The organism is Oceanobacter kriegii DSM 6294, assembly GCF_000422845.1.
Lineage (GTDB): Bacteria > Pseudomonadota > Gammaproteobacteria > Pseudomonadales > Oceanobacteraceae > Oceanobacter > Oceanobacter kriegii.
This window is the reverse complement of record NZ_AUGV01000003.1, coordinates 89,964-115,479: the sequence shown is the minus strand read 5'-3', so window position 1 is coordinate 115,479 and position 25,516 is coordinate 89,964. Positions and strand designations below refer to the sequence as shown.

The following is a 25,516-nucleotide window of genomic DNA, read 5'->3' as shown; positions in this document are numbered from 1 at the left end:
GCGGGGATTGTAGCGCCCTTTGGCCCGCAACGGTTGACTTTATACCGCATGAAACAGTGATTTGAGCCAGTCGTAGGGCGGTTTTGGGGTCATCCGGGCGGATGCTAGCGCCGGATTGTTACGATTGGGGGCCTGTTGCTGCAGATTGTTTGGACGGCCGTTACTGATAGCGGCTTTCAAGGTCGCTGATCAGGTCGTCAGCCACCCGCAGGCTTTCCAGCAGGTCGAGCAGGTTGTAATCCAGATTGACGTTCAGGTGGGTGGCCTGACCGTCGAAGAAATCCGGATTATGGCCTTCAAATTTCAGGCCCAGATTCAGCGCCCCGTCGGGCTGATAGCGGATGTCGGTTTCCAGCTGATTGAACTGGAAGTTTTCCAGTGCCTGCATCGCCAGTCCGACCGCCGGGTCGGTATTGGCGAGGGCGGCACTGGTTTCAGTCTGGTAGCGAATCACGCCGCCCGGAGAGCGAGCATAGAGGGTGCCGTGAGGAATCATCGGCCCGTCCCTGGTCAGCAGGATCGGCAGCGCGCCGTCGAGTGAGCCTTCGGCCTTGACCTCCGCCGACGGCTCCAACTGCGCCAGCTGGGCCAGTTGCAGGTTATCCACCGCCACATCGAGGGTGTTGGTGTCCTGACGGCTGTCGTAGTGCATCGCCGGAATGTAGATCTGACCACCCAGCAGGCGTGTGGATAACTCGCGAATATCGGCGCTGACCCAGTCCTGCTGGCGGCCAATGTTCATGCTGATACGCGCCATGGTATTACTGAGGGCAATACCGGTGTTGATGCTATTGGCATCCAGTTGGGCGGTGACTTCGTAGCTGTCCGGTTGTGGGCGAACGGCCATCAGCAGGTTGGTGTTTTCGGTGGTGATGCGGTTGTCGTACACCATGCTGAGCTGGTCGACACGCAGCATCAGGTTGGGGTGCAGAATCAAAGTGTTTTTGTTGTCAGTGGCGCTGTTGTTTTCTGCACTGCTGTTATCAGTCGGGCTGGCGTCGTCTGGTAACTGCCAATTGATCCAGCCCTGACCGGACAAGCGGCCAGCCAGAATCTGGGTGCCGGTGAGATCGGCCAGTGATTGCAAGCCAGCCTCGCTGAACGACAGCTGGCTGTCTTCGATGTGGAATTGGGCATCGCCCTGACCGTCGTCCAGCTGATGCTGCAAGCGGAACTCGCTTTTAAGCTGATTGTTGGCCGCTGCCAGTTGGCCACTGGCGCTGATTCCGTTGTCCGGCAGGTCGAGGTTGATTTCACTGCGGAGGCGCACGTCGGGCACCGGCCATTGTTGCCAGCGGGAGCTGCGCAGGCGCAGTGAGACATAACAGTGAGGTGTTTGCAGCGACGGCTGACACTCCAGTGTCGAGGCACCAAGGTTGAGTCGGGTGGGTTTGTGGGCCGGGGTCGTCTTGATGGTGCTGGCATCCGGGCTCAGGGTCAGCGGGTTCAGCATCAGTGCCAGTGGCGTGCTGGATGTCAGCTGTGGGCTGCTGCCGCTGAGATTCCAGTGCTGCTGCAATGGCTGACGCTGTTGAAGGCTGACGGTAGGGACATTCCAGCCTGGCAGTTGTTGGGCGTCGAGGCGAAGTTGGGTGTCGCGGATATCCACAGCAAGGGGTGTATTGGCGTCGCTTGGCAGGCTGACGGCAAGTTGGCTGTTGAGCTCAATGTCAGCAGTAACAGCATCCATGGTCAGACGGTGTTGGCTGTTCAGTGTTGCCTGAAGGAGGCTTTCGAGCGGCGTGATGTCAGCCCTCAGATCCCAGTGTAGTTTGCCGGCTGCGGTCAGTGCGGCAGGCTCGTTGAACTGATAAGCAAGCTCCGTGCTCAGTTGGCTCTGGCAGTAGCCAAAGTCGTCGCTGCAGCGCAGGGTGATGCCATCTATCAGTTGGGCCAGTGACAGTTCGACGTTGCTGTTGCCGTTGGCTGTGGGTTGCTCAAACTGTAACTGCAGAGCGCCGAATCGGCTATGAATACGCCAGGGTTGGCTGCTGGCCGCGTCGCTGCTGTGTGATACACCCAGTGTCAGTAACTGGCGGCTGCTGGCCAGCGGCTGCAATTGCAGCTGTGCTCGGTTAAGTCGTTCCTGGCCGGATTGGGAGGCCGACAGCAGTGTGGATAAGTCCAGGCTGAATGGACGCTCCTGGCTGCTTTCCAGCGTGGTGAGGCTGCTCAGTTCGGCGTCCTGAGGCCAACGGAAGCGGCTTGGGAATGCGGCATTGAATTGGCTGTCGACTTTTTGCAGCTGCGCCAATGCCGTCAGCCACAGGGCCTGATCGTCGGCCTGCCATTGCGGCAACTCCAGCGCCGTAGCAATCGCCTCGCGGGCCGATGCGGGCAGCTGTGCCAGTTGCTGCTGCAACGCTGGCACCACCAATACCTGGCGGCCATTCACTTTGGTAACACTGCTTTGGGTGCTGGTCCGGTCATTGGCCTGGGTTGTTGTTTGGTCAGCTGCTGGAGTCTGTTCTACCGCAGCAAACCAGTGGGCCAGCAGGCTTTGCTGGTCGCGTAACTGCCCCAGTATCTGGCTTTGGTCGGCACCATCAATCAACTGGAATTCCATCACCCACGACAAATCGGTTTGTGCGGGCAAAGGCTTCAGATCACCGGCGATGCGCCACTGCCGGGCGTTCATCTGAACCAGCAATTCGGCATCCAGTAACGGATGGTGCAAGGCGAGGGTATCAATGGTGATCTGATTAATCGGCAGCTGCATCAGGCTGTGCAGCTGGGGTATTTCGATCCACGGCTGTTGCAGTTGGGCGGCGACTTGTTGCTGGCGCTGTTGGGCGCTGGCTTCGACCAATGTGTCACCGGTGCTGCCGAGGATGATGTCCAGCCGTTCAGCGTGCAGGTTTTGCAGCTGGCCGTTGAGTACCCCGCGGGCATCGTAGTGCAGTTGCAGCTGTTGTACGTTGATGGCGGTGCCGTCGGCGAGGGCCGTGCGGGCGTATTGCAGGGTCAGTTGGCGGCTGTCGAGCTGGCTGATGTGCCAGTCGACGTCAACGCCAGTGACGGATGTCACCACCGGCGGCAGCTGGTTCAGTCCTCGCTGCAACAGCGATGGAAACAGCCAGATACCGGTGGCGACCAGACCAAGGGTCAGCAAGCCCAGCAGGGCCAGGAGCATCACCGTGCCTTTCAGCATACTGACAAGCACAGTGACTCCTCTGCGTTGCCGTCCTGGCGAGCTTGCTTCCGTCATGGGGAGGGATTACTCCGCGGTGAGGGTTTTCACGCCTTCGCTGGTGCCCAGCAACAGGGTGTTGGCCGGACGCAGGGCGAACAGGCCGTTGGTTACCACACCGGTGACCATGTTGAGTTTCTTTTCCAGGTCCATAGCGGCGTTAATGGACAGGTTGTAGACGTCCAGAATCTGGCAGCCGTTGTCGGTGATCACGCCTTCGCGGTAGACCGGGTCACCGCCCAGCTTGACGATTTCACGGGCCACGTAGGAACGTGCCATCGGGATTACTTCAACCGGCAGCGGGAAAGTACCCATGGTGTCGACCAGTTTGCTTTCATCGGCAATGCACACAAAATGTTTGGCGGTGGCTGCAACGATCTTTTCGCGGGTCAGGGCGGCACCGCCACCTTTGATCATTTCCAGTTTGTGGTTAACTTCGTCAGCACCATCGATGTAAAACTCGAGGCCACCGACGTTGTTGAGGTCGTACACTTCGATGCCATGATCGCGCAGACGCTGGGCAGTGCCTTCGGAGCTGGCGACAGCGCCATCGAAGTCGTGTTTGTACTTGGCCAATGCGTCGATAAAGCAGTTGGCGGTGGAGCCGGTGCCGACACCAATGATGGAGTCTTTATCCAGTTTTGGCAGGATCAGTTGCACCGCGGCTTCGCCAACGGCTTGCTTGAGTTCGTCTTGAGTCATGGTTGCTTCACTGTCAGGGTACGGATTCCCGCACATTATAGGGTGACGTGCGGTACAATGTACCAAAATCTATGCTGAAATCTGGTTCAGAAAACGGTACAGCCCCATTCGCTAACCCCTCTCTTTGCCTGACCCATTCACAAGCCCGGAGTTCATCCGGTTTTTGCAAGGTAGTCCTTTCATGCTTAACGAGTATCTGAGAAAAATCCTCACCTCACGAGTGTACGACGTTGCCGTTGAAACGCCGTTGCACGTTGCGCCGTTCCTGTCCGAGCGTTTGGGGAATCAGATTTGGATCAAGCGTGAAGACGAACAGCCGGTGTATTCCTTCAAGATTCGTGGGGCCTACAACAAGGTGGCCCAGCTGACCGAAGAAGAAAAAGCCCTTGGCGTGGTGGCGGCGTCTGCGGGTAACCATGCTCAGGGTCTGGCGCTGGCGGCCAAGGAACTGGGTATCAAGGCGGTGATTGTGATGCCGCGTACTACACCGGACATTAAAGTGCGTTCGGTTAAAGCCCGTGGTGCCCGGGTGGTGTTGCACGGCGATGCTTTCGACGATGCCTATGCCTACTCGCAGAAGCTGGTGGAAGAAAAGGGCATGACCTACATCCACCCTTACGATGACCCGGAAGTGATTGCCGGTCAGGGCACCATTGGCATGGAAATCCTGCGCCAGATGAAACAGCCGGTCGATGCCATTTTTATTCCGGTCGGTGGCGGTGGTCTGATCGCTGGCGTTGCTGCTTATGTGAAAGCGCTGAAACCGGAAGTGAAGATCATTGGTGTGGAAAGCACCGAGTCGGCGTCGATGGCGGCGGCGCTGGAAGCCGGTGAGCGGGTTACCCTCAGTGAAGTGGGCATCTTTGCCGACGGTGTTGCCGTGGCCACCGCTGGTGAACACACCTGGCAGGTAGCGAAAGAATGCGTTGATGAAGTGATTACCGTCACCCCGGACGAGATCTGTGCGGCGGTGAAGGATATTTTTGATGATACCCGCGCAGTGGCAGAACCGGCCGGTGCGCTGGCGGTGGCCGGGGTGAAGAAGTACGTCGATCAGAACGGCTGCGAAAACCAGAATCTGGTGACCATTCTGAGCGGTGCCAATGTGAACTTCGACCGTCTGCGTTACGTGTCGGAAGTGGCTGAGATCGGCGAAGGCCGTGAAATCATCTTGGCCGTGACCATTGCGGAAGAGCCGGGCAGCTTCCAGCGTTTCTGTGCGCTGCTGGGCAAGCGTCCGATCACTGAATTCAACTACCGCTTTGGCGATGCCAATAAAGCGCAGATTTACGTTGGCGTGAAAGTGGGTGCCGAGCCCGGCGCTCGCGATGAACTGCTGGCCGAGCTGCGCGCCGACAACTACCCGGTGGTCGACCTGACCGACAACGAAGCCGCCAAATACCACATCCGCCATATGGTGGGTGGTCTGGCACCGGAGTCTGTTACCGACGAACGCCTGTACCGATTTGAATTCCCGGAACGTCCGGGGGCGCTGCTGAAGTTCCTGCGCACGTTGGGCAAGCGCTTTAACATCTCGCTGTTCCACTACCGCAACCACGGTGCCGCCAGTGGCCGTACGCTGGTGGGCTTGCAGGTGTCCGAAGACAAGCTGGAGCAACTGCACGGTTACCTGGACGACCTGGGTTACCCGTACTGGGACGAAACCGACAACACGGCGTATCAGCTGTTTTTGCGCTGATAATCCGCAGTCTCTGAAACCAAAAACGCCCGACATTGATCGGGCGTTTTTGTATCTGTCACTGGCCTAACGGCTGATTTTTAGCCAGCTGGATGGCTTACAAGCGGCCTTTGCTGAACTGCTCGCGCGCCAGCTGTTTCTTACGGTCGCTTTTGCGCAGCAACACATAAAAAGCACCGGCACCGCCGTGATGCGGCTGGGCGGTGTGGAAGGCCTGAACGTCGTCGAGGTCTTCCAGCCATTGCGCCAGATAGCTTTTCAGTACCGCCGGGTCGCCTTCGTTGCGATCGCCTTTGCCCGGCAGGATCAATACGTTGCGAATATCGTGGCTGATGCAGTCGCCAACAAAGCGGAATACCTGTCGACGGGCCTCTTCCACGGTGCGACGGTGGAGGTCGAGGCGCGCTTCAATTTCGTATTTACCCAAACGCAATTTGCGGAATACGCCGTCCTGAATGCCCGGGCGTTTGTAACCCACCACGTCGTGGGGGCCAATGCGTTTTACTTCCGTGGTTTGCAGGTGGTTGGGATCTTTTTTAGGTTGATCGTCCACGGCGGCCAGACGGCGGGCTTGCTGTGAGGCAAGTTGGATATCCCCTTTCCGAATGGCGACTTTTGGCTGATTTTGCAGTGGTTTTACGTCCTGCATTTCCTGCAAGAAATCGTCGTCGATATCGGTCATGGTCTGTCTCTCCTGCGCTGGTGGGCCGCATTATCAGCCGTCATTTGGGGCGACAGCGATCGGCTCCGTTGTCGGTTATATGATAACCGTGTATGGCCACCAAGGGGTACTGTCGGCAGGATTGACCGTTGCGACGGGCGCAGGCCGTGCGCTGCCGGGGGCTGAATTCAGCGGAGGGGGCCGAAATTCAGCAGAATTGGCCGGCGCTGAGTGTGACACTTCTTTGCTGACGCTCACTTCCCGATCACGGCGGTGGGCCCTAGACTGGGCTATCGTATCGATATTCACTGGCTTCGGACGGGGATTATGCCGCGTTTGCTTGTTTCAACATTGCTGGCTTTTTTGCTGCTGCTTTCCGGTGCTGCACAGGCGCTGGAGGGCAGTCGTCGGGTGATGAACTGGGCCGATTTGCTGGGTCTGGACACGGCCCAGCAAGAGCAGATCAAGAACATCGAAAAAACCTACCAGAGCAGCTTTTCGGACATTCGTGAGAACCTTGGGCCTTCTTGGGGAGAGCACTTTGACGAACAACAGTGGCTGCAGGAACGGCTGGCAGCACGGGATTTGTTCGCTGCCATGCGGATCGAGTTGCAGTCGGTGCTGACCAGCGCACAACGCCAGCGGGCCGACGACATTGTGCGCGAGTTTCACAGCCGTGCTACGCGCGGCATTCTGCAGCGCATGGCGCGAGGCATTGACCTGACCGAAAACCAGCTGGCCGACATGGATATTCTTGCCAATCAGGTGATTGGTCAGTTTTCCTGGCCGGTGGATCACAGTCAGATCGAAGCCGGTCGGGTAGGCATTGAGCGGATTTTCAGCGAAGTACTGTCACCCACGCAGTTGATGGAATTGCAGCAGCGTGAGCGCGATGACAAACGCAGCTGGCCAACGCTGGATAACCTGTCTGGCTCGCCGTTCCGGGAGCCTGACGATGGCCGCAACAGGGATCGTCGGGATTCAGACAAGAGTATGCGTGGTAGTCCGCCGGAGCCCCGAGAACGTCGCTCATCCGACGGCATGGCCGACAGAGGCTCTGATCGAATGTCTGATGGCCGCACAAACCGAAGAGCCGAACCTGACAACCACCAGCCGCCACCAGAAGGTGATGATCGACCGCCGATGGATACCGGCGCCATGCTGGGTGTGATGCCTGGCTTTACCCCTGTTCCACCACCACCGGGTGGATCGGACGGTGGGCATTTTGATCTGGACGAGTTGTGCATGCGGCTCGACCCGGGTACCGGGCTGGAAATGCCGCAACGGCCAAAATCAGGTTCACGCTGTGGCTTTGAGCTGCAACCACCCGAGCCTGCCGCCGGGTTCGATGACCTGATGATGCCGGAGATCAGTGAGCGCGATTAACGCTGCTGACTAGGGTCCCTGACAGCCACAAAAAACGCCCTTGAATCGGGCGTTTTTTGTGGGATCAAATTAGTAGCTGTAAACCAGCGTGACGCCGAATTCGGTATCGGTGTTTTCGGTATCGGCCGGTACATTGTCGGTGTAGCTGACGGTGTAGGTGATTTTAGTGGCCAGTGAGCCGTTCAACTGGCTTTTGAGGCCGGTTTCACTCTCATAGCTGCTGGATTCCTGTCCCAGTTCGGCCACCAGATGCTGCATAAACTGGGTGCCTTCGTTGATCTGCCAGCTGTAGTCGGCAACCAGCCGGGCGATGGCTTCTTCTTCCAGTTCGCTGGAGTCTTCCAGCTTCTTGCGCGAATAACCCGGGCCAACCTCTATGTCGAGGTTGTTGATGTCGTCGTCCAGTACCCGGTAACCGTAACCAACAGAGGCGGTGGTTTCGTAGGTGTAACCAGAGAAGCGGGCGCGTTCATGGTCGACATGAATGGCCAGGTAGGAGCGCTCGGTGAAGTTACGGTCGAACTGGGCAGCACCGTAGTAGGTTTCCTTCGAGACATCACCGTCTTCACGGCTGGTCAGCGCTTGCAGTTTGTAGCTGGAATCCCACTGGATGCCTTTGCGCTTGGCGCCAAATTTGGCATTCAGGCTGCTGGTGTCGGTGTTACCTGTGGTGATAATGCTGCCGAGTTCAGCAAAGCCGCCCCAATACGGTGGTTGCTTCTTCTCTTCTTCTGCGTGAACGACGCCGCTGGCAGCGATCATTGACACGAGCAGTGCCTGGTACTTCATAAAATTCTCCATCATTCGCCGAATAGGTCGTGGTCAGTGTACTGGCATCAGTACGCTGTTGCACCGCAGACGGTGCCCGACTATTGGTTGCCGGTACTGGCCTAAAGTTCGCCTGTAAGTGTCAGTTCTGACGGGCGAATCGATGAGACAGCTTCAGAATGGCCGGACCAAAGGCAAAGGAAATAACAAAAGCCGGTGGCCAGGCCAACAACCAGGCTTTCATCCAGAAGCCGAAGTAGCCATTTACGGCACCCAGGTTGATGTAGGTGATCCAGCAGGTCATCAGGAAGCTTAGCACCATCGACATCAGCGCGCTGTGGATAACTCGGAGTTTCAGGTTCATGGCAATACGCTCGCTCAGGTACAAACGCGGCAGCATAAAGGACTGGTGAATGACGATAAGGCTGTCGTTAACAACAGTGTGTTGTTCCGTGAAGTGAGTGCCGATCAGAGGATTTTACGACGGTAATTGGGATCAATTGGCCGTTTTTGCATCAAACGGTATGTGTGGCTGTTTTTTATACGATTTTGGCCTAAGGGCCGACCATGCAGCCACGGGTTAATCTGTTAGGCTTTTATTCATATTCGATCCAAAACTACCCGATCGCCCAGTCTGGAGGGGGACCCTCATGCTGTACAACATGAATGCTCATTTTATGGATGCCATGCGCCCGGTGCATGTAATGGCACGCATGACCCGGCAGTTTCTTTATCAGCCACTCAACCCGCTCAACTACTCCGTTACCTTTCGCACCCTGCGGGCTGGCATGGAGCTGACTGAACGCCTGACAGACTGCTACGAAGCGCCGGCATGGGGACTGGATTCGACCGAAATCAACGGCAAGGATGTGGGCATTTCCTACGAGGTGGTGCAAAGCAAGCCCTACTGCAACCTGCTGCATTTCAAACGCGAAGCCGAGCTGGAGCAACAGCCCAAGGTACTGATGGTCGCGCCTTTGTCTGGCCATTATGCAACGCTGTTGCGGGGCACGGTGAAAGCCTTTTTGCCGGATCACGAGGTGTACATTACCGAGTGGAAGAACGCTCGCGACGTGCCAATGGCCGATGGCACCTTTCACTTTGACGACTATGTCGATTATTTGATCGATTTCCTCCACACCCTCGGCCCGGACGTTCACGTGATGGCCGTATGTCAGCCGTGTGTGCCCGCGTTGGTGGCGGCAGGTCTGATGGCAATGGACGATGATCCGGCCTTGCCTGCCAGCATGACCCTGATGGGTGGCCCGGTGGACGTGCGTATCAGTCCGACCGAGGTGAATGACTATGCTTCCGGCAAGGATCTGGAGTGGTTCGAGGACAACGTCATCATGCGGGTGTCTCGCGGCTTTGCCGGTCGCGGTCAGCTGGTGTATCCGGGCTTTATCCAGTTGTCCGGTTTTATGTCGATGAACTGGGATACCCACATCAGCAAGCACTTCAAATTCTTTACCGATCTGGTGCGCGGGGACGGCGACAGCGCTGAAGGTCACCGCCTGTTCTACAACGAGTACCTGGCGGTGATGGATATGCCCGCGCATTACTATCTGGACACCATCCGCAAGGTGTTCCTCGATCAGGATCTGCCGAGCGGCACCATGGAACACCGTGGCCGACTGGTCGATATGAAAGCCATCAAAAACATGTCGATGATGACCATTGAGGGTGAACTGGATGACATTACCGGCCGTGGGCAAACCGCCTGTGCGCTGGATTTGTGTGAGTCGATTCCGAAGTCGCGCAAGCAGCATCTGGAAGCCGAGGGGGTAGGCCACTACGGGATTTTCAATGGTCGCCGTTATCGCGAGATGATAGCACCCAAGATCAAGGCCTTTATGGCCAAGGCCCCGCTGAGTGGCAAGGCCGTGCCTGCCAGTGAAGCCAAGGCCGTTGCCGCAACAACCGCTGCCAAACGCAGTACGCGTGCCGTTGCTCCAGAACCGGCTTCGGCATTGGCCAAGCCGAAAGCGACGCGCAGTCGCAAGCCTGCGGCTGCCAAAACTTCCGAAACCAAAGCTTCCGAAGCGAAAGTGCCTGATGTTAAAACTCAGGAAGTGAAAGCTCAGGCAGTGAAAACTACAGAGAGCAAAACGGCGGCCGCACCGGCCACATCACCGGCAGCAAGCAAGGCCAAGCCAGCGGCAAAAACGACAACGGCCAAGCCAGCGGCAAAAACGACAACGGCCAAATCTTCCACAGCCAAATCTTCCACAGCCAAGACGCCTGCTGCGAAGACCCCAGTCACAAAAACCACGGCTTCAAAAACCACAGCCACGAAAGCTGCTGCTCCCAAGCCAGCGGCTTCTGAAAAAGCGACAGCAAAGAAAACCACCGCCCGCAGCACCAAAAAGACCGATTCCTGATCGTCTGCGGTGAGCCCACAATGGGCTCACCGTGTCTTTTCCTTACCCTTGTCCTAACCCCAGTCCTTACCCCTGCCAGCCAACGACGCTACCATGGTGCCTTTGTACCTCTGACAACGGACCCTGTTTATGCCGCAGCCTGACTCTGCCCCCGGTTGGCTGGAACGACTGTACCTGCGCCTCAGTGGCCAATCCTCTACCGAATATGAGCCTGGCGACTCACAGCAGCGCGCTACTGCCAAAGCGTTTGTGCAGCTGCTGACGGCCCAGTGGCTGACCAAGGTAGGCGATGCACTGGTAAATCCGAAAATTACCCTGCCGTGGATTCTTTCGGTGCTGGGCGCGCCAGCGGCGTTCACGGGTTGGTTGGTGCCGCTGCGGGAATCCGGTTCCTTGCTGCCTCAGCTGTTCATCGCGGCCTGGGTCAAACGGGTGGCACAGCGAAAATGGCTATGGTGTTTGGGTAGCGTGCTGCAAGCCCTGTCGGTGGCGGCCTTGGTGCTGGTGGTGCTGTTGCTGGAGGGCGCTACTGCTGGCTGGGCGGTGCTGTTGCTGTTGGCGGCATTCAGTCTGGCGCGGGGGTTGTGCTCGGTGTCGTCGAAGGATGTCATGGGCAAGGTCATTGCCAAGCCTCAGCGTGGCTCCCTGACCGGGGTGTCGGCATCGCTGGCGGGGCTGGTCACCCTCGCGGTCGCCGCAGCACTCTGGTGGCTGCCGGAAAGCACGCTGATTTACACCGTAGGGTTTGGGCTGGCTGCGGCCCTGTGGTTGCTGGCAGCACTGGTTTACAGCCGTATCCATGAGCCTGCCAGCGAGCGTGAAGCCGAAGATCTGGCGCCAGCGTCGGTGTTTCAGCCTTTGCAGGCGATCTGGCAAGACAGCTTGCTGATGCGGTTTGTGATTGCCCGTACGCTGATGTTGTGTTCGGCGCTGTCGGCGCCGTTTTACGTCGTGTTGGCTCAGCAAAGCGACGACAGTGGTTTGGGCTTGCTGGCCTTGCTGATGGCCGCCAGCGGACTGGCCAGTCTGGTGTCAGGCAGTGTCTGGGGGCGTTTGGCAGATCGCTCCAGTCGTCACGTATTGTTGCTGGCGTCGGCGTTGGTTGCCATGTGTGGTGTGGTAGTCGTTGCAGTTGACTGGAAGGATGCCGAACTGGTGGCGCTGCCCTGGTTTATTCCCCTGATGTATTTCCTCTTGAGCATTGCCCACGAGGGCGTTCGCACCGGCCGCAAGACTTATCTGGTGAATATGGCCGATGGCAATCAACGCACTGATTATGTGTCTGCCAGTAATACCTGGATTGGCCTGATGCTGTTGTTGCTGGGCAGTATAGGCAGCTTGAGTGGCGTGATCTCGGTGGCCGGGGTGATTTTGCTGTTGGCGTTGCTGGGATTGGCTGGAGTGGCGATGGCGTGGACGCTGCCGGAAGTGGAAGAGCCGGAAGATGAGGATGACTGAACAGCCTGGTCCCGCTCTGAAAACGACAAAAGCCAGCGCAATAGCGCTGGCTTTTTCTTTAGGCTTTGCTAATCAGGCGCTCAGGAACGCTCGATGGCGAGGGAAACCCCCATACCACCACCGATACACAGAGTCGCCAGACCTTTCTTGGCGTCTTCGCGAATCATGTTGTGCAGCAAGGTAACCAGAATGCGGGCACCGGATGCACCAATCGGGTGACCCAACGCAATGGCACCGCCATTGATGTTGATCTTGGATTCATCCCAGCCCAGTCCCTTGTTGACCGACAGCGCCTGTACCGCGAAGGCTTCGTTGGCTTCGATCAGATCCAGTTCAGAGATATCCCAACCGGCTTTTTCCAGACATTTTTTGGTCGCTGGAATCGGGCCTGTGCCCATAATAGTCGGGCTAACACCGGCGTTGGCGTAAGCCTTGATGGTCGCCAGTACCGGCAGACCCAATGCATCGGCTTTGGCGCGGCTGGCCAGCATGACTGCGGCAGCACCGTCGTTCAGGGAGGAGGCGTTGCCGGCTGTGACGGAACCGTCACGTTTGAATGCCGCACGCATGCCCGCCAGTTTTTCTACGGTGATGCCCGCACGCGGGTTTTCATCGGTGTCGAAAATGATCGGGTCGCCCTTACGCTGCGGGATTTCAACCGCAGTGATTTCATCCTTGAACTTGCCGGACTCAATGGCCGCCAGTGCCTTGGCCTGGGATGCGGCAGCAAACGCATCCTGCTCTTCACGGGCGATGCCATATTCATCGGCGATGTTTTCGGCGGTGATGCCCATGTGGTAGTCGTTGAAAGCGTCCCACAGACCATCCTTGATCATGGTGTCGACCATGTTCCAGTCGCCCATACGCTGGCCGTTACGGGAATTTGGCAGAGTGTGTGGCGCGTTGGACATGGATTCCTGACCACCGGCGATGATCAGCTCAGCATCGCCACACAGAATGGCCTGAGCCGCCAGATGCAGGGCTTTGAGGCCGGAGCCGCAAACCTTGTTGATGGTCATGGCGGGGGTAGTGTCTGCCAGGCCTGCCTTGATGGCGGCTTGTCGTGCGGGGTTCTGACCAGCGCCTGCTGTCAAAACCTGACCCATCAACACCTCGTCTACCTGATCGGCGGCAACGCCGGTCTTTTCCATTACTGACTTGATGACGCGGGCGCCCAGATCTACTGCCTGGATGCCGGCCAATGAGCCGCCAAAACTGCCGATAGCGGTACGAGTTGCTGCAACGATGACTACTTCGGTCATGGAATCTCTCCGTCCTGGGTTGGTTGTTCCGAATTAACGACCGGCTGACAAGCTGAGCAGAGGCGTCAGACTCATCAGGGGACCGCTAACAGGATTAGCACAGACGGAGTGACAAGTGTATGACCGCGATTAAGAAATGCGGCTTCGGTCGGACAATCCGATCAGTGCTGGCCTGATCGGACACCGCTATATATCGGCTGTTCGAGAGGATTTGTCAGAGAGGGTCACTGGTTTGTTGGACATTGGTCGCAGTGGCGCGATCCAGTGCGCCAAGGTCAAGCACCGGAGAGGCGTCAATGTGCTGGGCGTCCATCATCTGTGCCACCCGTTCGAGAGAGCTGAGGATCATGGTTTGCTCCCAGTCCTGCAAATCCTGGAATTGGCGGATAAAGCTTTCCTGCAAGGGGCGCGGTGCATCCAGCAGGGCCTTGTGGGCGTCTTCGGTCAGGCGCAGGTAAACCTTGCGTTTGTCCTGGGTGCCGCGCTCACGCAGCACGAAGTTCCGCTTTTCCAACCGGTCGATGATGGTGGTGACCGTGGCTTGCGACAGGCTGATGCGCTTGGCGAGTTCGCCGACCGTCATTTCGTCGCTGTTGCGCAGGGTTTGCAAAATCAGCAGCTGCGGTGATGTCAGGCCCGAGGTCTTGCTCAGTCGTTTGGAGTGCAGGTCGGTCGCCCGAATGATGCGGCGCAGTGCCACCAGGACTTCATCGTAACGTTTCATGTTTATCGGCGGTGTTGTGTGTATGGCGCCCATTTTACCTTGCTCCCGAAGATTAGAGTACAAACAAATTCCAAAAGCCGCAGATGCCCCATAACTGCGCGTGGCGTCTGAGCTGGTGCGGGTTGGCTGGGTTTTCTCCTTTGGTCCGATGATCCGAGAGTGTTAACGGATTCAAATATTTAGTGTTGTAATTAAATTTGCTCGATGCTAATTTGTTTAGTGTCCTAAGTAAATAACTGAGCCGTAATGGTCTGTTTGTCGACTTGATTCAGGTTGATAGCCAGCCGGTACGCGGTTTAGCCCCAAAAATGGAACGTTCAGACACACGCCTGTTTGAAGCCAATCATGACGAATACGTTACAGAACAAAATGAATTTGTTCTGAGAAAGCCGGATTCTACCGATGGGTCCGCTGTCTATCGGCTGGTAGAGGAATGCAAGCCTTTAGATGTCAATTCAATGTACTGCAATCTGCTGCAGTGCTCCCACTTTCGCGATACCGCGATGCTGGCCGAACTTGATGGCCAGATAGCCGGCTTTGTTAGCGGCTACCGTTTGCCCGAGCGCCCGGAGGTTCTGTTCGTGTGGCAGCTTGCTGTTGCTCCGCTGGCTCGGGGGAAAGGTCTTGCCAGTTTGATGCTGAATTCCCTGTTGCAACGTTTCCACGGCGAGGTGCGCTACCTGCACACCACCATCACGCCGTCGAATCAGGCTTCATGGAACACGTTCCGCAAGCTGGCCCGAGACCTCGATAGCGAACTGACCAGTCAGCCGATGTTTGAGCGCGAGGTCCATTTTGATGGCGCGCATGACACCGAAGAGTTGCTGGAAATTGGTCCGTTCAAGCCGGCAGTTGATCAGGCTGCGGGTTAACCCCGCAGCGCTTGCCGCACCCGAATCCGCATGGCTGCGATGAATGAGCAGCCGACACGAATTTACACACCTCAAGGAGCTGAATATGGGCATTTTTAAAGAGATCGAATCCAACGTACGTGGTTACTGTCGTGCGTTCCCGGTGGTCTTCCGCGAAGCACACAACGCCACCCTGATTGACGAAGACGGTCAGGAATACATCGATTTTCTCGGCGGTGCTGGCACGCTGAACTACGGCCATAACAACCCGGCCTTCAAGGACGCGCTGATTGATTACATCCAGAACGACGGCGTCACCCACGGTCTGGATATGCACACTGAGGCCAAGCGCGACTTTCTGGAAACCTTCCAGAGCAAAATCCTCAAGCCTCGTGGCCTGAACTACAAAGTGCAGTTCACTGGCCCGACCGGCACCAACGCGGTAGAAGCGGCACTGAAAATTGCCCGTAAGAACACCGGCCGCCAGAACATTGTGTCGTTCACCAATGGTTTCCACGGTTGCACCATGGGCTCGGCGTCGGTAACCGCCAATGGCTACTACAAGGAATCCATTGGCATGCCGCTGCCGGGCGTACATTTCATGCCGTACGACGGCTATCTGGGCGACTTCAACACCCTGCAGTACTTCGAGAAAGCGCTGGAAGATGGCTCCTCTGGGCTGGGTCACCCGGCCGCTGTGATTGTTGAATGTATTCAGGGCGAAGGCGGTTTGAATGCTGCGTCCAAGGAGTGGATGCAGGGCTTGCAGAAGATTTGTCGCAAGCATGACATGCTGCTGATCGTTGATGATATTCAGGCCGGCTGTGGCCGATCCGGTACTTTCTTCAGCTTCGAAGAGTTCGACATCCAGCCTGATATCGTCACGCTGTCGAAGTCACTGGGTGGCTATGGTCTGCCAATGGCCGTGGTGCTGATGAAAGAGAAGCTGGACACCTGGAAGCCGGGTGAACACAACGGTACCTTCCGTGGTAACAACCATGCCTTTGTGACCGCGCGCATGGCGCTGGAAACCTATTGGGCTGATGACCAGTTCTCGAAACAGGTGAAGCAAAAAGCCCAGCTGCTGAAGTCGCGTCTGAAAACCATTCAGGCGGGTTTTGCCCGTGATATCAAACACAAGGGCCGTGGCATTATGCAGGGCATTGAGTTTGCCAATGGCGACATTGCCGGTGACATTACCAAACTGGCGTTCAAACGCGGTCTGATTATTGAAACCAGTGGTTCCGACGATCAGGTGGTGAAAGTTCTGACGCCGCTGACGATTGAAGAATCCACCCTCTCCAAGGGCCTCGATATCCTTGAATCCTGTGTCGAAGACGTGATGGCCAAGCGCCTGGCCAAAGCTTCCTGATTCCATTCTGCTTGTTTTTTGACCGGTTATTGCCCTGATTCTGCATGGCAAGGCCGGTCATTCCTCCCCGAATTCATCAATTGATCAAATTTCAGGTAACAAAATGATTGTTCGTACTCTTAAAGATTGTGAAAATTCAACCCGCAATATTGATGGTGGCACCTGGAAGAGCGTGCGCATGCTGTTGGCCGACGACAACATGGGCTTTTCCTTTCACATCACCACCATCTTCAAGGGAACGGAAACCCCGATCTGGTACAAAAACCACCTTGAGTCCGTGTACTGCATGAGTGGCTATGGCGAAATCGAAACCTGCGACGATGGCAAGGTTTACCCGATTGAGCCGGGTACTCTGTACATTCTGGACAAGAACGACAAACACCTGTTGCGTGCCACCACCGAAGACATGCAGATGGCCTGCGTATTCAACCCACCGTTGAATGGCAAGGAAATCCACGATGAAGATGGCGCCTACAAGCTGAACGACGACGCCCTGGCCTGAGCAGGAGCCCAGCCTCGAACGACCGTTTCAGCAACCCGATGATCAGGAGCAAGAGAGTCATGGCACACAGTGTCGAAAAAATCGGCGGAACGTCGATGAGCCAGCACCAGATGGTGTTGGAAAACATCTGGATGCGTCCACGTGCAGTGGGCGATCAGCAAGAAAGCCTCTACAACCGAATTTTCGTGGTGTCTGCCTATAGCGGCATGACCAATGGCTTGCTGGAACACAAGAAAACCGGCGAAGCGGGCGTTTATGCCTTGTTCGCAGAAATGGACGAGTCGCGTCCATGGCAAGGCAAACTGGAAGAAGTCCTGCAAATGATGAAGGACAAGAACGCCGAAATGTTCGGTCCTGAAGGCCTTAACAATGACATGGTGCGCAAGCGCGCTGACCAGTTTATTGAAGGTCGCATGGACGACGTGCGTGAGTGTCTGGAACACCTTGAAGCCGTGTGCAGCTTTGGTCATTTCCAGCTCGACGATCACCTGCACCGGGTACGTGAAATGCTCAGCGCCATGGGCGAAGCCCACAGTGCGTTCAACTCGGTACTGTTGCTGCGCCAGCACGACATCAACGCCCGTTTCATCGACCTGACCAACTGGCGTTCTGATACCCAGATGGGCTTTGACGATCATATTCTGAAAGCCTTCCAGGGCGTTGATCTGGCAACTGAAATGCCGATCGTGACTGGTTACACCCAGTGCCGTGAAGGCCTGATGCGTACCTACGATCGTGGCTACTCTGAAATGACGTTCAGCAAAATCGCCACCACCACCGACGCGCTGGAAGCGGTTATCCACAAGGAATATCACCTTAGCACCGCCGACCCGATGCTGGTGGGTGCCGAGAACGTCCGTCCGATTGGCATGACCAACTTCGATGTGGCCGACCAGCTGGCCAACCTTGGGATGGAAGCCATTCACCCGCGTGCAGCGGCGGGCTTGCGCAAGAAGGACATCCGTCTGATCGTGCGTAACACCTTCGAGCCAGACCACAACGGTACAGAAATTCGTCGTGACTATTGCAGCGGCACGCCGAAGGTGGAAATCATCGCCGGTACCCGCAATGTCTGGGCGCTGGAAATCTTCGACCAGGAAATGGTGGGTGATGCCACCCACGGCCAGAAAATGGCCAATCTGGTGTTTGAAGCGGGTCTTAACGTGCTGACCAAGGACTTCAACGCCAACACCGTGACCTTCTACATTGCCGGTAACAAGCGTTTGATCAGCTCGCTGATGGAGAAACTGCGTCAGGCCTACGACACCGCCGAAATTCGGCTGGAAAAACTGGCTCTGGTCAGCGCCATTGGCAGTGATATGAAAGTGCCGGGCCTGCTGCAATCGGCCGCAGGTGCCTTGTCAGATGCTGGCGTGAACATTCACGCGGTGCACCAGGCCATGCGTCAGGTGGACATGATGTTCCTCGTCAGCGATTCTGACTATAGTGTGGCAGTCAAAGCACTTCACTCACGATTGGTCGAACAGGCAGACGTATGGAAGCATCAAACCGCTTGATCCCACTTGGGAATTTTCGCCTGACAACCGTCTTCGCAGTGATCAGCCTCTGGCTGATCGCTGCGTTTTGCGTTGCCGCTGAAAACACCAAGGAAGCCGCGGAAAAGTCGGCGGAAGGGGACGCCAAGGCAGAGCAGACCATCAACAACCTGCAAACGCCCTTGTACACCGCTTTTACCGAGCGCTACATCCTCGATGAAGTGAAAAACCTGCGTCAGATGTTGGCCGATACCCGCATTGAGTTCACTGAAAAGATCGTCGACCGAGAAGTGCAGGTGGCAGACCGGGCGTTAACCTACGCCACTGATACCGTGACCTACTTCTTCTACCTGATTGCCGGTGCCTCGACCCTGCTGGTACTGGTGGGCTGGAACTCGCTGCGCGACATCAAGGAGCGGGTAGGCTCGTACGCCAACGAGGAGATCAAGCGGATCACAGGCACCTACGAACAGCGCCTGGAAGCGTTGGAGCGTGAACTGCAATCCAAGTCTCGCCATATTGCGGCAGCACAGGAAGAGATTACGCTGACCAACGAAATCCACTCGTTGTGGCTGAAGGCGTCGCAGGAAAACAGTCCGCAGAGCAAGATCAACATCTACGATCAGATCCTGTCCTTGCGTCCGGACGACGTCGAAGCACTGACCTACAAGGCCGATTCTGCCTTGCTGCTGGGGCAGGCTCAATGGGCTTCCAGCCTGGCCAACAAGGCGCTGGATATCGATCCGGAAAACAGCCACGCCTTGTTCCAGCGCGCCTGTGCCCATGCTGAATCCGGCTTCCCGGAAGAGGCGCTGCGCGACCTCGAAGAAGCCATTCTGAAATCCGAAACCCTGCGCTTGCAGGCCAAGGACGACCCAAGCTTCAAGTCGTTGCAGGATAACGAGCAGTTCATTGCGCTGGTTACGCCAGTGGTAACCACCTGATCCAAGCCGCGTCCGCTATCTGGCTGGCGCGGTGTTTTACCTCTTTTCTCCTCCGGTTTTCCTTTGGAGCCTCGGAATAACCCGATTCTGACGCGCCGTGTAGATGGCTCTGTCCTCAATTTCTGTCATACGCCGTTACCAGACATCATTGCCTGAGCTTATTGCCAGTCCTTGTTACTAGTCCTTGTTACTTGGCCTCATTGCAGACAGTCGCAATCGTCATTACGTGTATTGTGGCTTACATCTGATCCTCAATAATCCCACGGCTGACTTTTCCCGACTTATTGCCCGAATAGTTCCATCGACCGCTTGTTTTTAAACAGGGTTTGGCCATTATTTAGCTGACGATTTGATGAGACTTTTCTTAACAACATTACACTCGATCAAAATTTGGCCAACAAGGGATATGACGATGGACAAGTTCAAGGCAAGCCCGCTGGTGCTGGCAATCGCATTGGGGTTAACGGCCTGTGGCGGTGGCTCAAGCAGCTCGAGCAACGATTCCGGGTCCGAAGGCGGTGATGGTGAGACCACCCAGGTCAGCCTCACGGGGCTGGCGGTGAAAGGTATTCTGGTGAATGCCACCGTGCGAGCGACCAGTCTGGATGGCAGTACCGAATACGGCATCACCACAACGAATGCCGAGGGCCGATACAGCCTTGAAGGCATGACCAATATCCCGGCCAATGCGCCCATCAAGGTCACCATGACCACCAACAGTGCCACCCAAGTGAAGTGTGACTCAGCAACGGGTTGCACTTGGAACGGCAACAGCTACACCTTTGGCCAGTTTTACCCGTACAACAACACCGACTTTGAGCTTACTGCAGTACTGCCGTCGTTTGGTTCTGACACCGCCAAAAGCCTGATGGTAACGCCGGTAACCCACCTGGCGGCCAAGCGTATTGAAAGTGCAGGCTACACGTCCTCCAGTCAAGTGGCCTCTGCCAACAACGCCACTGCGACCTTGCTGGGTCTGGACAACATCGATATCACCAACTCGGTGCCAGCCGATATTACCGAATCCACAGCGGGCGCAGCGAGCGCAGAAGAACAGCTCTACGGCGCCATTGTGGCGTCTATTGCGACCATCGCCAGTGGCCGAAATCAGGACGTTGCAACGGTGATTGAAGCCCTGGCAGATGACTACGCCAATGACGGCGGCTTAACTGCCAACTCTTCCAGCGACGACGTGATCGACCTCGAAGAAATCTTTGAAAGTGCCGAAGAGACTGTTGAGGTTGCTGAAACCACCACTGGCTCAGACCTCGGTGCTACCCAGGCGGTGCTGGAGCAGGAAGCAACCGAAGCAGAAGCAGAAGAGCCAGATACTGAAACCGTCGTTGTTGTAGACGAAGACGATGAAGAAATGACCCAGGCGCTGGCAGCGGAACAGGCCATCGACCTGTTGCTGGAGCTGAACGAATGGGAAGCCGCGCTGAACAATGACAGCGTGCAAACCCTCGGCGATGCGTTCGTGGATCAGGCCGAAGCGCTGGAGGTGCTGGCACCAACGTTCGAAGAACAGTCGGATCTGATTCGTGGCTTTAACGAGCTGGTGATCAGCAGCGAGGTTGAAACGGAATGCTGGACCACTGAAGAATACAACGACACCACGGGGTCGTACGAGACGGTCGAATACTGCGAAGAGTACGAGGAAACCCGCCAGGGTATTCTGTTCGACGCCACCAACCTGATGCTTGAAAGCGTTGCACTGGCCTCTAAGGTACAGAATAACCACGACGAGTTGGTTAACAACCAGCTGGTGACCATGAACGACGACGGCGCCTACGAATTCTACGTTACCAGCGTATGGGACATGAATGGCGACGGCTACATTGATGAGGGCACCACCACCGAAGGCTCCATCAAGGACATGATCACTGCCGATGATGGCACTGAAGAAATTCTCGGTGACTTCATGATCACCTACACGGTGGACGACAGCGGCCTGATTGATTCTGCCAACTTCATGGGTACCTCCAATGTGGATTCTGAAGAGCCTGACTTGCATATTAGCGGTGGCAACCTGCTGCTGACACTGACGGCCGAGGATGGCGGCGAGACGGCAATCGACTATGCACTGACCAGTTACCAAATCAGCAGCAGCGACGGCCTTGTCTTCTCCGGTGGTGCGTCTGCCAATATGGCATTTACCGATCAGGCGTCCCGCGATGTCTTCCTGAGCAATATGGCAGGCGATGTCAGTCTGGCCGATACCGTGTCGATCAGCGCTGGCCTGAACGGCACCCTGACCGGGGTGGCGTCTGATACCACCGATGCCGACTTCTCTCAGGCCACGGCCATGATTGACTCGGAACTGCTGGTCACTCGCGTGGCAGATAGCGGTGCGACCAGCATCACCATGGCGGTGAATGTAGACGTTACCAACAGCACCGAAGACTACATCAAGGGTGAGTTTGCAGCAGAACTGACTGGAGAGCATTCGGAAGCGTCAGACGCGGCCGGTTACTACATTCAGACGCTGGAACCGACATCCTTGATGACGAGCTTCAGTGGTCAAACCAAACTGACCAACGACGCTGGCGCCACCGTGGTATTCGATGGTCAGATTTCCCAGACCACAACCGAGTTTGAAGGTGAAGACAGTGAACCGGCTAACCCGACCACCGCCTTCTATGGCAACCTGGCGGTGACGGAAGCCGACAGCAGCGCCATTAGCTTCGAAGGCAGCGCCAGCTTGCAAATGGGTGTTCTGAAAGACGCCGATGGCATGCCGGTTTACTTCGAGGACGAGCTGTATCTGGTTACCGAAATGGTCAAACTGGAAAGCGGCACCTTGAATGTGTCGACCGCAGAGGTTGCTGACGCTGGCACCGTGGCTCTGAGTGCAACGCTGACCATGGACTATGGTTTGCTGGCTGAGCAGATCAGCGGTAACTACCAGTCACTACCGGATGATGAGGATGCCGCTTCCCTTGAGTTGATGGCCCACTCTTTCAGTAAAGACTACACCATCACTGACGTGCCTGATGGTTCGTACGATGTACTCTTTCCCGGTAGCCTTGCCAGTGAAATTACGTTGCTAGGCGATCTCTTGACTGAAGCAGGTTATAGCGGTGTGTCTTACGACTTTACGCCGGGTGCCGCGGTCGAAAACAACGCTGTTAACTACTTGTTTGGAGAATGCTTCAGTGAAGGTAGCGATGACCCTGAGCTCGCGCCATGGGTTTGTTACCTCACCATCAATGGAGATGAGGGTTACACCCTTTACCCCGAGAGCACAGATTTGACAACGGAAGAGTGGGTCGCATTGGCACTGGAAACATATCCACTGAATATGGAGGCCTACTCAACGATCCAGGTAACGACTGACCAGGGCTCTTTCACTCTGGAGTCCAACCTGTATCTGAGTTCTGAAGAAGTGCTGGCAAGTGAAAGTGATATTTTGGCGGAAGTTTGGGTTTACGATCAAACTCCTGTAGATAGCCCACTCGAAAGCATCGAGCAAACCGAAGACAGCTATCTGAAAATGTCAGCGGTGCTGAACATCGAATCCAGTGTTGTCACGCTGGACGATGCCCGTATCCGTCTGGTGGTGAACCGTCTGGGTCTGGACGATGCCTCTGGCAGCCTGTTGCTTGAATACGGTGAGCGTTCCGTTACCTTGCGTATGAACAGCCTCAATGGCTTCACCAGCACCACCGGTAACAAGCTGACGATCAGCAACGGCACCACCACCATGAACATCACCGCCAGCTGTGAGTCCGGTGATACCGAAACCGCACTGGCCGAGTGTGAGTCCGGGGTGGAGCTGGGTGGCACCATCAAGTCCAGTGGCTTCGAAGTCGGTACACTGGAAGTGCGTGATGGCATTCCGGTGTTCGTGTTCGATGACGGCAGTGAATACAATCTGGTGGTAACACCAGAGTTCCTGGTATCGGCAGCGAATTAAGACTCGCTGACGTGATCAAACGGGGAGCTTCGGCTCCCCGTTTTTGTAGGTTTTATGGGGCTTGTTAGCCCGGTTGGTTGAGGAATTCCCTTGATGTCATGGAAGAAACACTCGCGCGGGCGGTGGCATTGCAGCCCGGCGGCGTTGCTGTTGTTGGCGGCCAGTTCAGGCGTGTGGCAACCCGCTGCTGCAACGGCATCACCTGTGTGGCAGGCCGGAGTCGAGCGCGATATCTACGCCTGGGCAGGGCCGATGGCGGTGGCCGGTCTGGTGGATAACTGGAGCGGCACGCTGGAGCAGGACGATGACGGTTTGCTGTGGTTTCAGGACGCCGTCAGCCTTGGCTATGGGCCATTGCAACTGCAATACCTGTATCGCCATCACGCCGAATATGAAATGTCCAACCAGCTGGCCCAGGGCTTTTACTACGAAGCCAACGACATCGAACTGGCCAGCAATTACTCGGTAACCGACACCGTGCGGGCCCGTCATTATGAGGGCGAAGGCCTGTCGTTGGGCTGGCAGTTGGGGTCTGGTCGCTCCTGGCAGCTGAGGCCGTCGGTGACCTGGTTACGACTCTACCGGCTGTTGTGGGGCAGTGTTTCTGGCACCCTGAATTACACCGACGCCGACAACTGGGGCGGAGATCTGGAGGTTGATTACGCCTACACCGAAGACAAGATTCCTCCGGCCCGACAACTGGATCAACGCTCTTACGGCGACCTGTACAGCCTCGACCTGACGTTTGACTGGCAGTGGCAGGGCTATCGTATGCACTATCAGGGTTGGAACCTGCTGGCTCGCATCGACTGGCAAGACACGCCGGTCACCATAGGTACCAAAAACTGGCAGTTTGTTGATGGCGAGATCACCGCCAACGGCGATTTCCCGGTCTACCAGCGCGAAGGCGAAGTGTTCAGAACAATGCGGCCGCCGCGCTTCCAGCGTTTGCAACAGGCGCTGGCGTTGTCAGAAGCATGGGACCTGACCTTACTGAGCACGTTTAATGGCATTCGTAATGGCCATGAATTGGGACTTGCCTGGCAAGCGGGCAGCGTGATCTGGAAAGCCGCTGTGGATGTGGAACACTCGGCGTTGCGACTGGGTTTGCAACACCGCTGGGGCAAGCTGTCGGTACTGAGTGATTCGTTGAACATCAATGACAGCCAGCTGGTGGCCCTGCAAGGGGCACTAAGCCTGCGCTTCTGACCCACCAAAGTGTTGTCTGATTACCGTTGCCAGCCGTTGCGCCCAGCGTCTGGCGGTGCCTGACTCCTGATAGGCAATATGGAACTCGGTTTCCGGCAACGCTGTGGTGGTACTGACCAACTGCACCCATTGGCGCTCGGTCTGGGTCAGGAAGTAGGCGGGCACTATACCGATCCCAACCCCCGCCTTGACCGCTTCCAGAATGCCGAAGGTGTTGCTGACCAGCCGTTTGTTGGGGATGCCTTGCCAGCGGTTCAGGTCGCCATCAAAGGCAGCAGTCCAGGTTTTGCTGTGGTTCAGGTCGCGGACGACCAATGTAGGTGGCTGCGGCTGTTGCAGCAGTTCGTTCAGTGTGAGGTCCGAGCTGTCGTTGGACGGTATGTCGCTGGACGAGCTGTCGTTGGAAATCGGAGCGATCAGGTGGTTGGCAAAACGACCACAGCCAAGGTATTGCAGCTCGGGGTCATCGCAGCGGTTACGAATGGCCAGATGGTGTTGGCTGTGTTGCAGCGATACCAGTTCATCCGTCAGTGTCAGTTGCAACTCCAGTCCCGCCGCTTCCAGTGCCGGCAATAGCGGGCACAGCACCTTGACGCCAAAGTCCACCGGCGCCGTCACCGATAGCCGCACCTGAGTGCTGCCGGGGTGGAAGTCCTGCAACGATTGCTGCAAGCGCTTTTCCATCAGTCGATAGTCATCAAACAGCTGTTCGCCGCGAGGGGTGAGTTGCACCCGGTTGCCTTTACCGCGCAGCAGCAGTCTGGCCCCCAGCTTTCCTTCCAGCTTGTTGATCTGGTAGCTGACAGACGACTGTGACACCGCCAGTTCATCAGCCGCAGCGGAAAAACTGCGATGGCGGGCAACGGCGGAAAAGTAGGGGAGATGGGCGATCAGGTGCTGCAACATATCGAAAAACTTGATCCGTGGTGCAAAACATTCGACTTCGTTTTATGGGCGGTTTTCGCAGAATAGCGGCTTCCGATTCACTCTGCGAC

The 25,516-nt window shown here is 56.5% G+C and carries 19 protein-coding genes; 11 read left to right on the top strand and 8 right to left on the bottom strand.

Translation table 11 applies throughout. The annotated features are described in order from the left end of the window. Positions 1–160: 160 nt before the first annotated feature. Entirely contained in the window at positions 161–3,163 is a 3,003-nt protein-coding gene (locus G516_RS0100490; protein WP_169449481.1) for an intermembrane phospholipid transport protein YdbH family protein, read from the bottom strand. A 54-nt stretch (positions 3,164–3,217) separates the two neighbouring features. Beyond that, complete coding sequence (gene rpiA / locus G516_RS0100485) at positions 3,218–3,892, bottom strand: ribose-5-phosphate isomerase RpiA (protein ID WP_028291986.1); 675 nt, start codon at positions 3,890–3,892, stop codon at positions 3,218–3,220. 181 nt (positions 3,893–4,073) lie between these two features. On the opposite strand from rpiA, the gene ilvA reads away from it, so the two are divergent. Further along, positions 4,074–5,591 (top strand): threonine ammonia-lyase, biosynthetic, encoded by a 1,518-nt coding sequence (gene ilvA, locus G516_RS0100480; protein WP_028291985.1) that lies wholly within the window; start codon positions 4,074–4,076, stop codon positions 5,589–5,591. Positions 5,592–5,688: 97 nt separating this feature from the next. Here ilvA and smrA read toward each other — a convergent pair whose 3' ends face one another. Next, entirely contained in the window at positions 5,689–6,273 is a 585-nt protein-coding gene (smrA, locus tag G516_RS0100475; protein WP_028291984.1) for a DNA endonuclease SmrA, read from the bottom strand. Positions 6,274–6,579: 306 nt separating this feature from the next. On the opposite strand from smrA, the gene G516_RS0100470 reads away from it, so the two are divergent. After that, positions 6,580–7,638 (top strand): hypothetical protein, encoded by a 1,059-nt coding sequence (locus G516_RS0100470; protein ID WP_028291983.1) that lies wholly within the window; start codon positions 6,580–6,582, stop codon positions 7,636–7,638. Between the two features lie 69 nt (positions 7,639–7,707). Here the strand turns inward: G516_RS0100470 and G516_RS0100465 are convergent, their stop codons facing one another. Then, entirely contained in the window at positions 7,708–8,427 is a 720-nt protein-coding gene (locus tag G516_RS0100465; protein ID WP_028291982.1) for a DUF481 domain-containing protein, read from the bottom strand. 121 nt (positions 8,428–8,548) lie between these two features. Continuing rightward, positions 8,549–8,806 carry a DUF2798 domain-containing protein gene (locus G516_RS0100460; RefSeq protein WP_322785959.1) on the bottom strand — a complete coding sequence of 86 codons (258 nt, stop codon included), beginning with the start codon at positions 8,804–8,806 and terminating at the stop codon, positions 8,549–8,551. Between the two features lie 250 nt (positions 8,807–9,056). Between G516_RS0100460 and phaZ the strand changes: the two genes are divergently transcribed. Then, positions 9,057–10,787 (top strand): polyhydroxyalkanoate depolymerase, encoded by a 1,731-nt coding sequence (gene phaZ / locus G516_RS20430; RefSeq protein ID WP_084644769.1) that lies wholly within the window; start codon positions 9,057–9,059, stop codon positions 10,785–10,787. A gap of 129 nt (positions 10,788–10,916) precedes the next feature. Next, complete coding sequence (locus tag G516_RS0100450; protein WP_028291980.1) at positions 10,917–12,245, top strand: MFS transporter; 1,329 nt, start codon at positions 10,917–10,919, stop codon at positions 12,243–12,245. 80 nt (positions 12,246–12,325) lie between these two features. Here G516_RS0100450 and G516_RS0100445 read toward each other — a convergent pair whose 3' ends face one another. Continuing rightward, entirely contained in the window at positions 12,326–13,507 is a 1,182-nt protein-coding gene (locus G516_RS0100445; RefSeq protein WP_028291979.1) for an acetyl-CoA C-acetyltransferase, read from the bottom strand. A 214-nt stretch (positions 13,508–13,721) separates the two neighbouring features. Then, positions 13,722–14,231 carry a MarR family winged helix-turn-helix transcriptional regulator gene (locus G516_RS20425; protein ID WP_036533708.1) on the bottom strand — a complete coding sequence of 170 codons (510 nt, stop codon included), beginning with the start codon at positions 14,229–14,231 and terminating at the stop codon, positions 13,722–13,724. 308 nt (positions 14,232–14,539) lie between these two features. Here G516_RS20425 and ectA point away from each other — a divergent pair, with 308 nt between their 5' ends. The 7 genes from ectA (at position 14,540) to G516_RS0100405 (ending at position 24,521) form a co-directional block, all read left to right on the top strand. After that, positions 14,540–15,103, top strand: coding sequence for a diaminobutyrate acetyltransferase (gene ectA / locus G516_RS0100435; protein ID WP_084644768.1), 564 nt, complete (start codon positions 14,540–14,542; stop codon positions 15,101–15,103). Between the two features lie 85 nt (positions 15,104–15,188). Next, a complete protein-coding gene (gene ectB / locus G516_RS0100430; protein WP_028291977.1) occupies positions 15,189–16,454 on the top strand; it encodes a diaminobutyrate--2-oxoglutarate transaminase in 1,266 nt (421 codons plus the stop codon). Positions 16,455–16,557: 103 nt separating this feature from the next. Beyond that, positions 16,558–16,956: an ectoine synthase gene (locus G516_RS0100425; protein WP_028291976.1), complete on the top strand. Its 399-nt coding sequence runs from the start codon at positions 16,558–16,560 to the stop codon at positions 16,954–16,956. Between the two features lie 59 nt (positions 16,957–17,015). Continuing rightward, positions 17,016–18,473: an aspartate kinase gene (locus G516_RS0100420; protein WP_211225038.1), complete on the top strand. Its 1,458-nt coding sequence runs from the start codon at positions 17,016–17,018 to the stop codon at positions 18,471–18,473. Next, entirely contained in the window at positions 18,452–19,396 is a 945-nt protein-coding gene (locus tag G516_RS0100415) for a tetratricopeptide repeat protein (RefSeq protein WP_211225037.1), read from the top strand. Before G516_RS0100420 ends, G516_RS0100415 begins: the two co-directional genes overlap by 22 nt. A 412-nt stretch (positions 19,397–19,808) precedes the next feature. Beyond that, a complete protein-coding gene (locus G516_RS0100410; protein ID WP_028291973.1) occupies positions 19,809–23,312 on the top strand; it encodes a hypothetical protein in 3,504 nt (1,167 codons plus the stop codon). A gap of 93 nt (positions 23,313–23,405) precedes the next feature. Beyond that, positions 23,406–24,521, top strand: coding sequence for a hypothetical protein (locus G516_RS0100405; protein WP_156878909.1), 1,116 nt, complete (start codon positions 23,406–23,408; stop codon positions 24,519–24,521). Here the strand turns inward: G516_RS0100405 and G516_RS23575 are convergent. Next, positions 24,504–25,427: a LysR family transcriptional regulator gene (locus G516_RS23575; RefSeq protein ID WP_051218789.1), complete on the bottom strand. Its 924-nt coding sequence runs from the start codon at positions 25,425–25,427 to the stop codon at positions 24,504–24,506. The two genes, G516_RS0100405 and G516_RS23575, sit on opposite strands and share 18 nt — an antisense overlap. Positions 25,428–25,516: the final 89 nt, after the last annotated feature.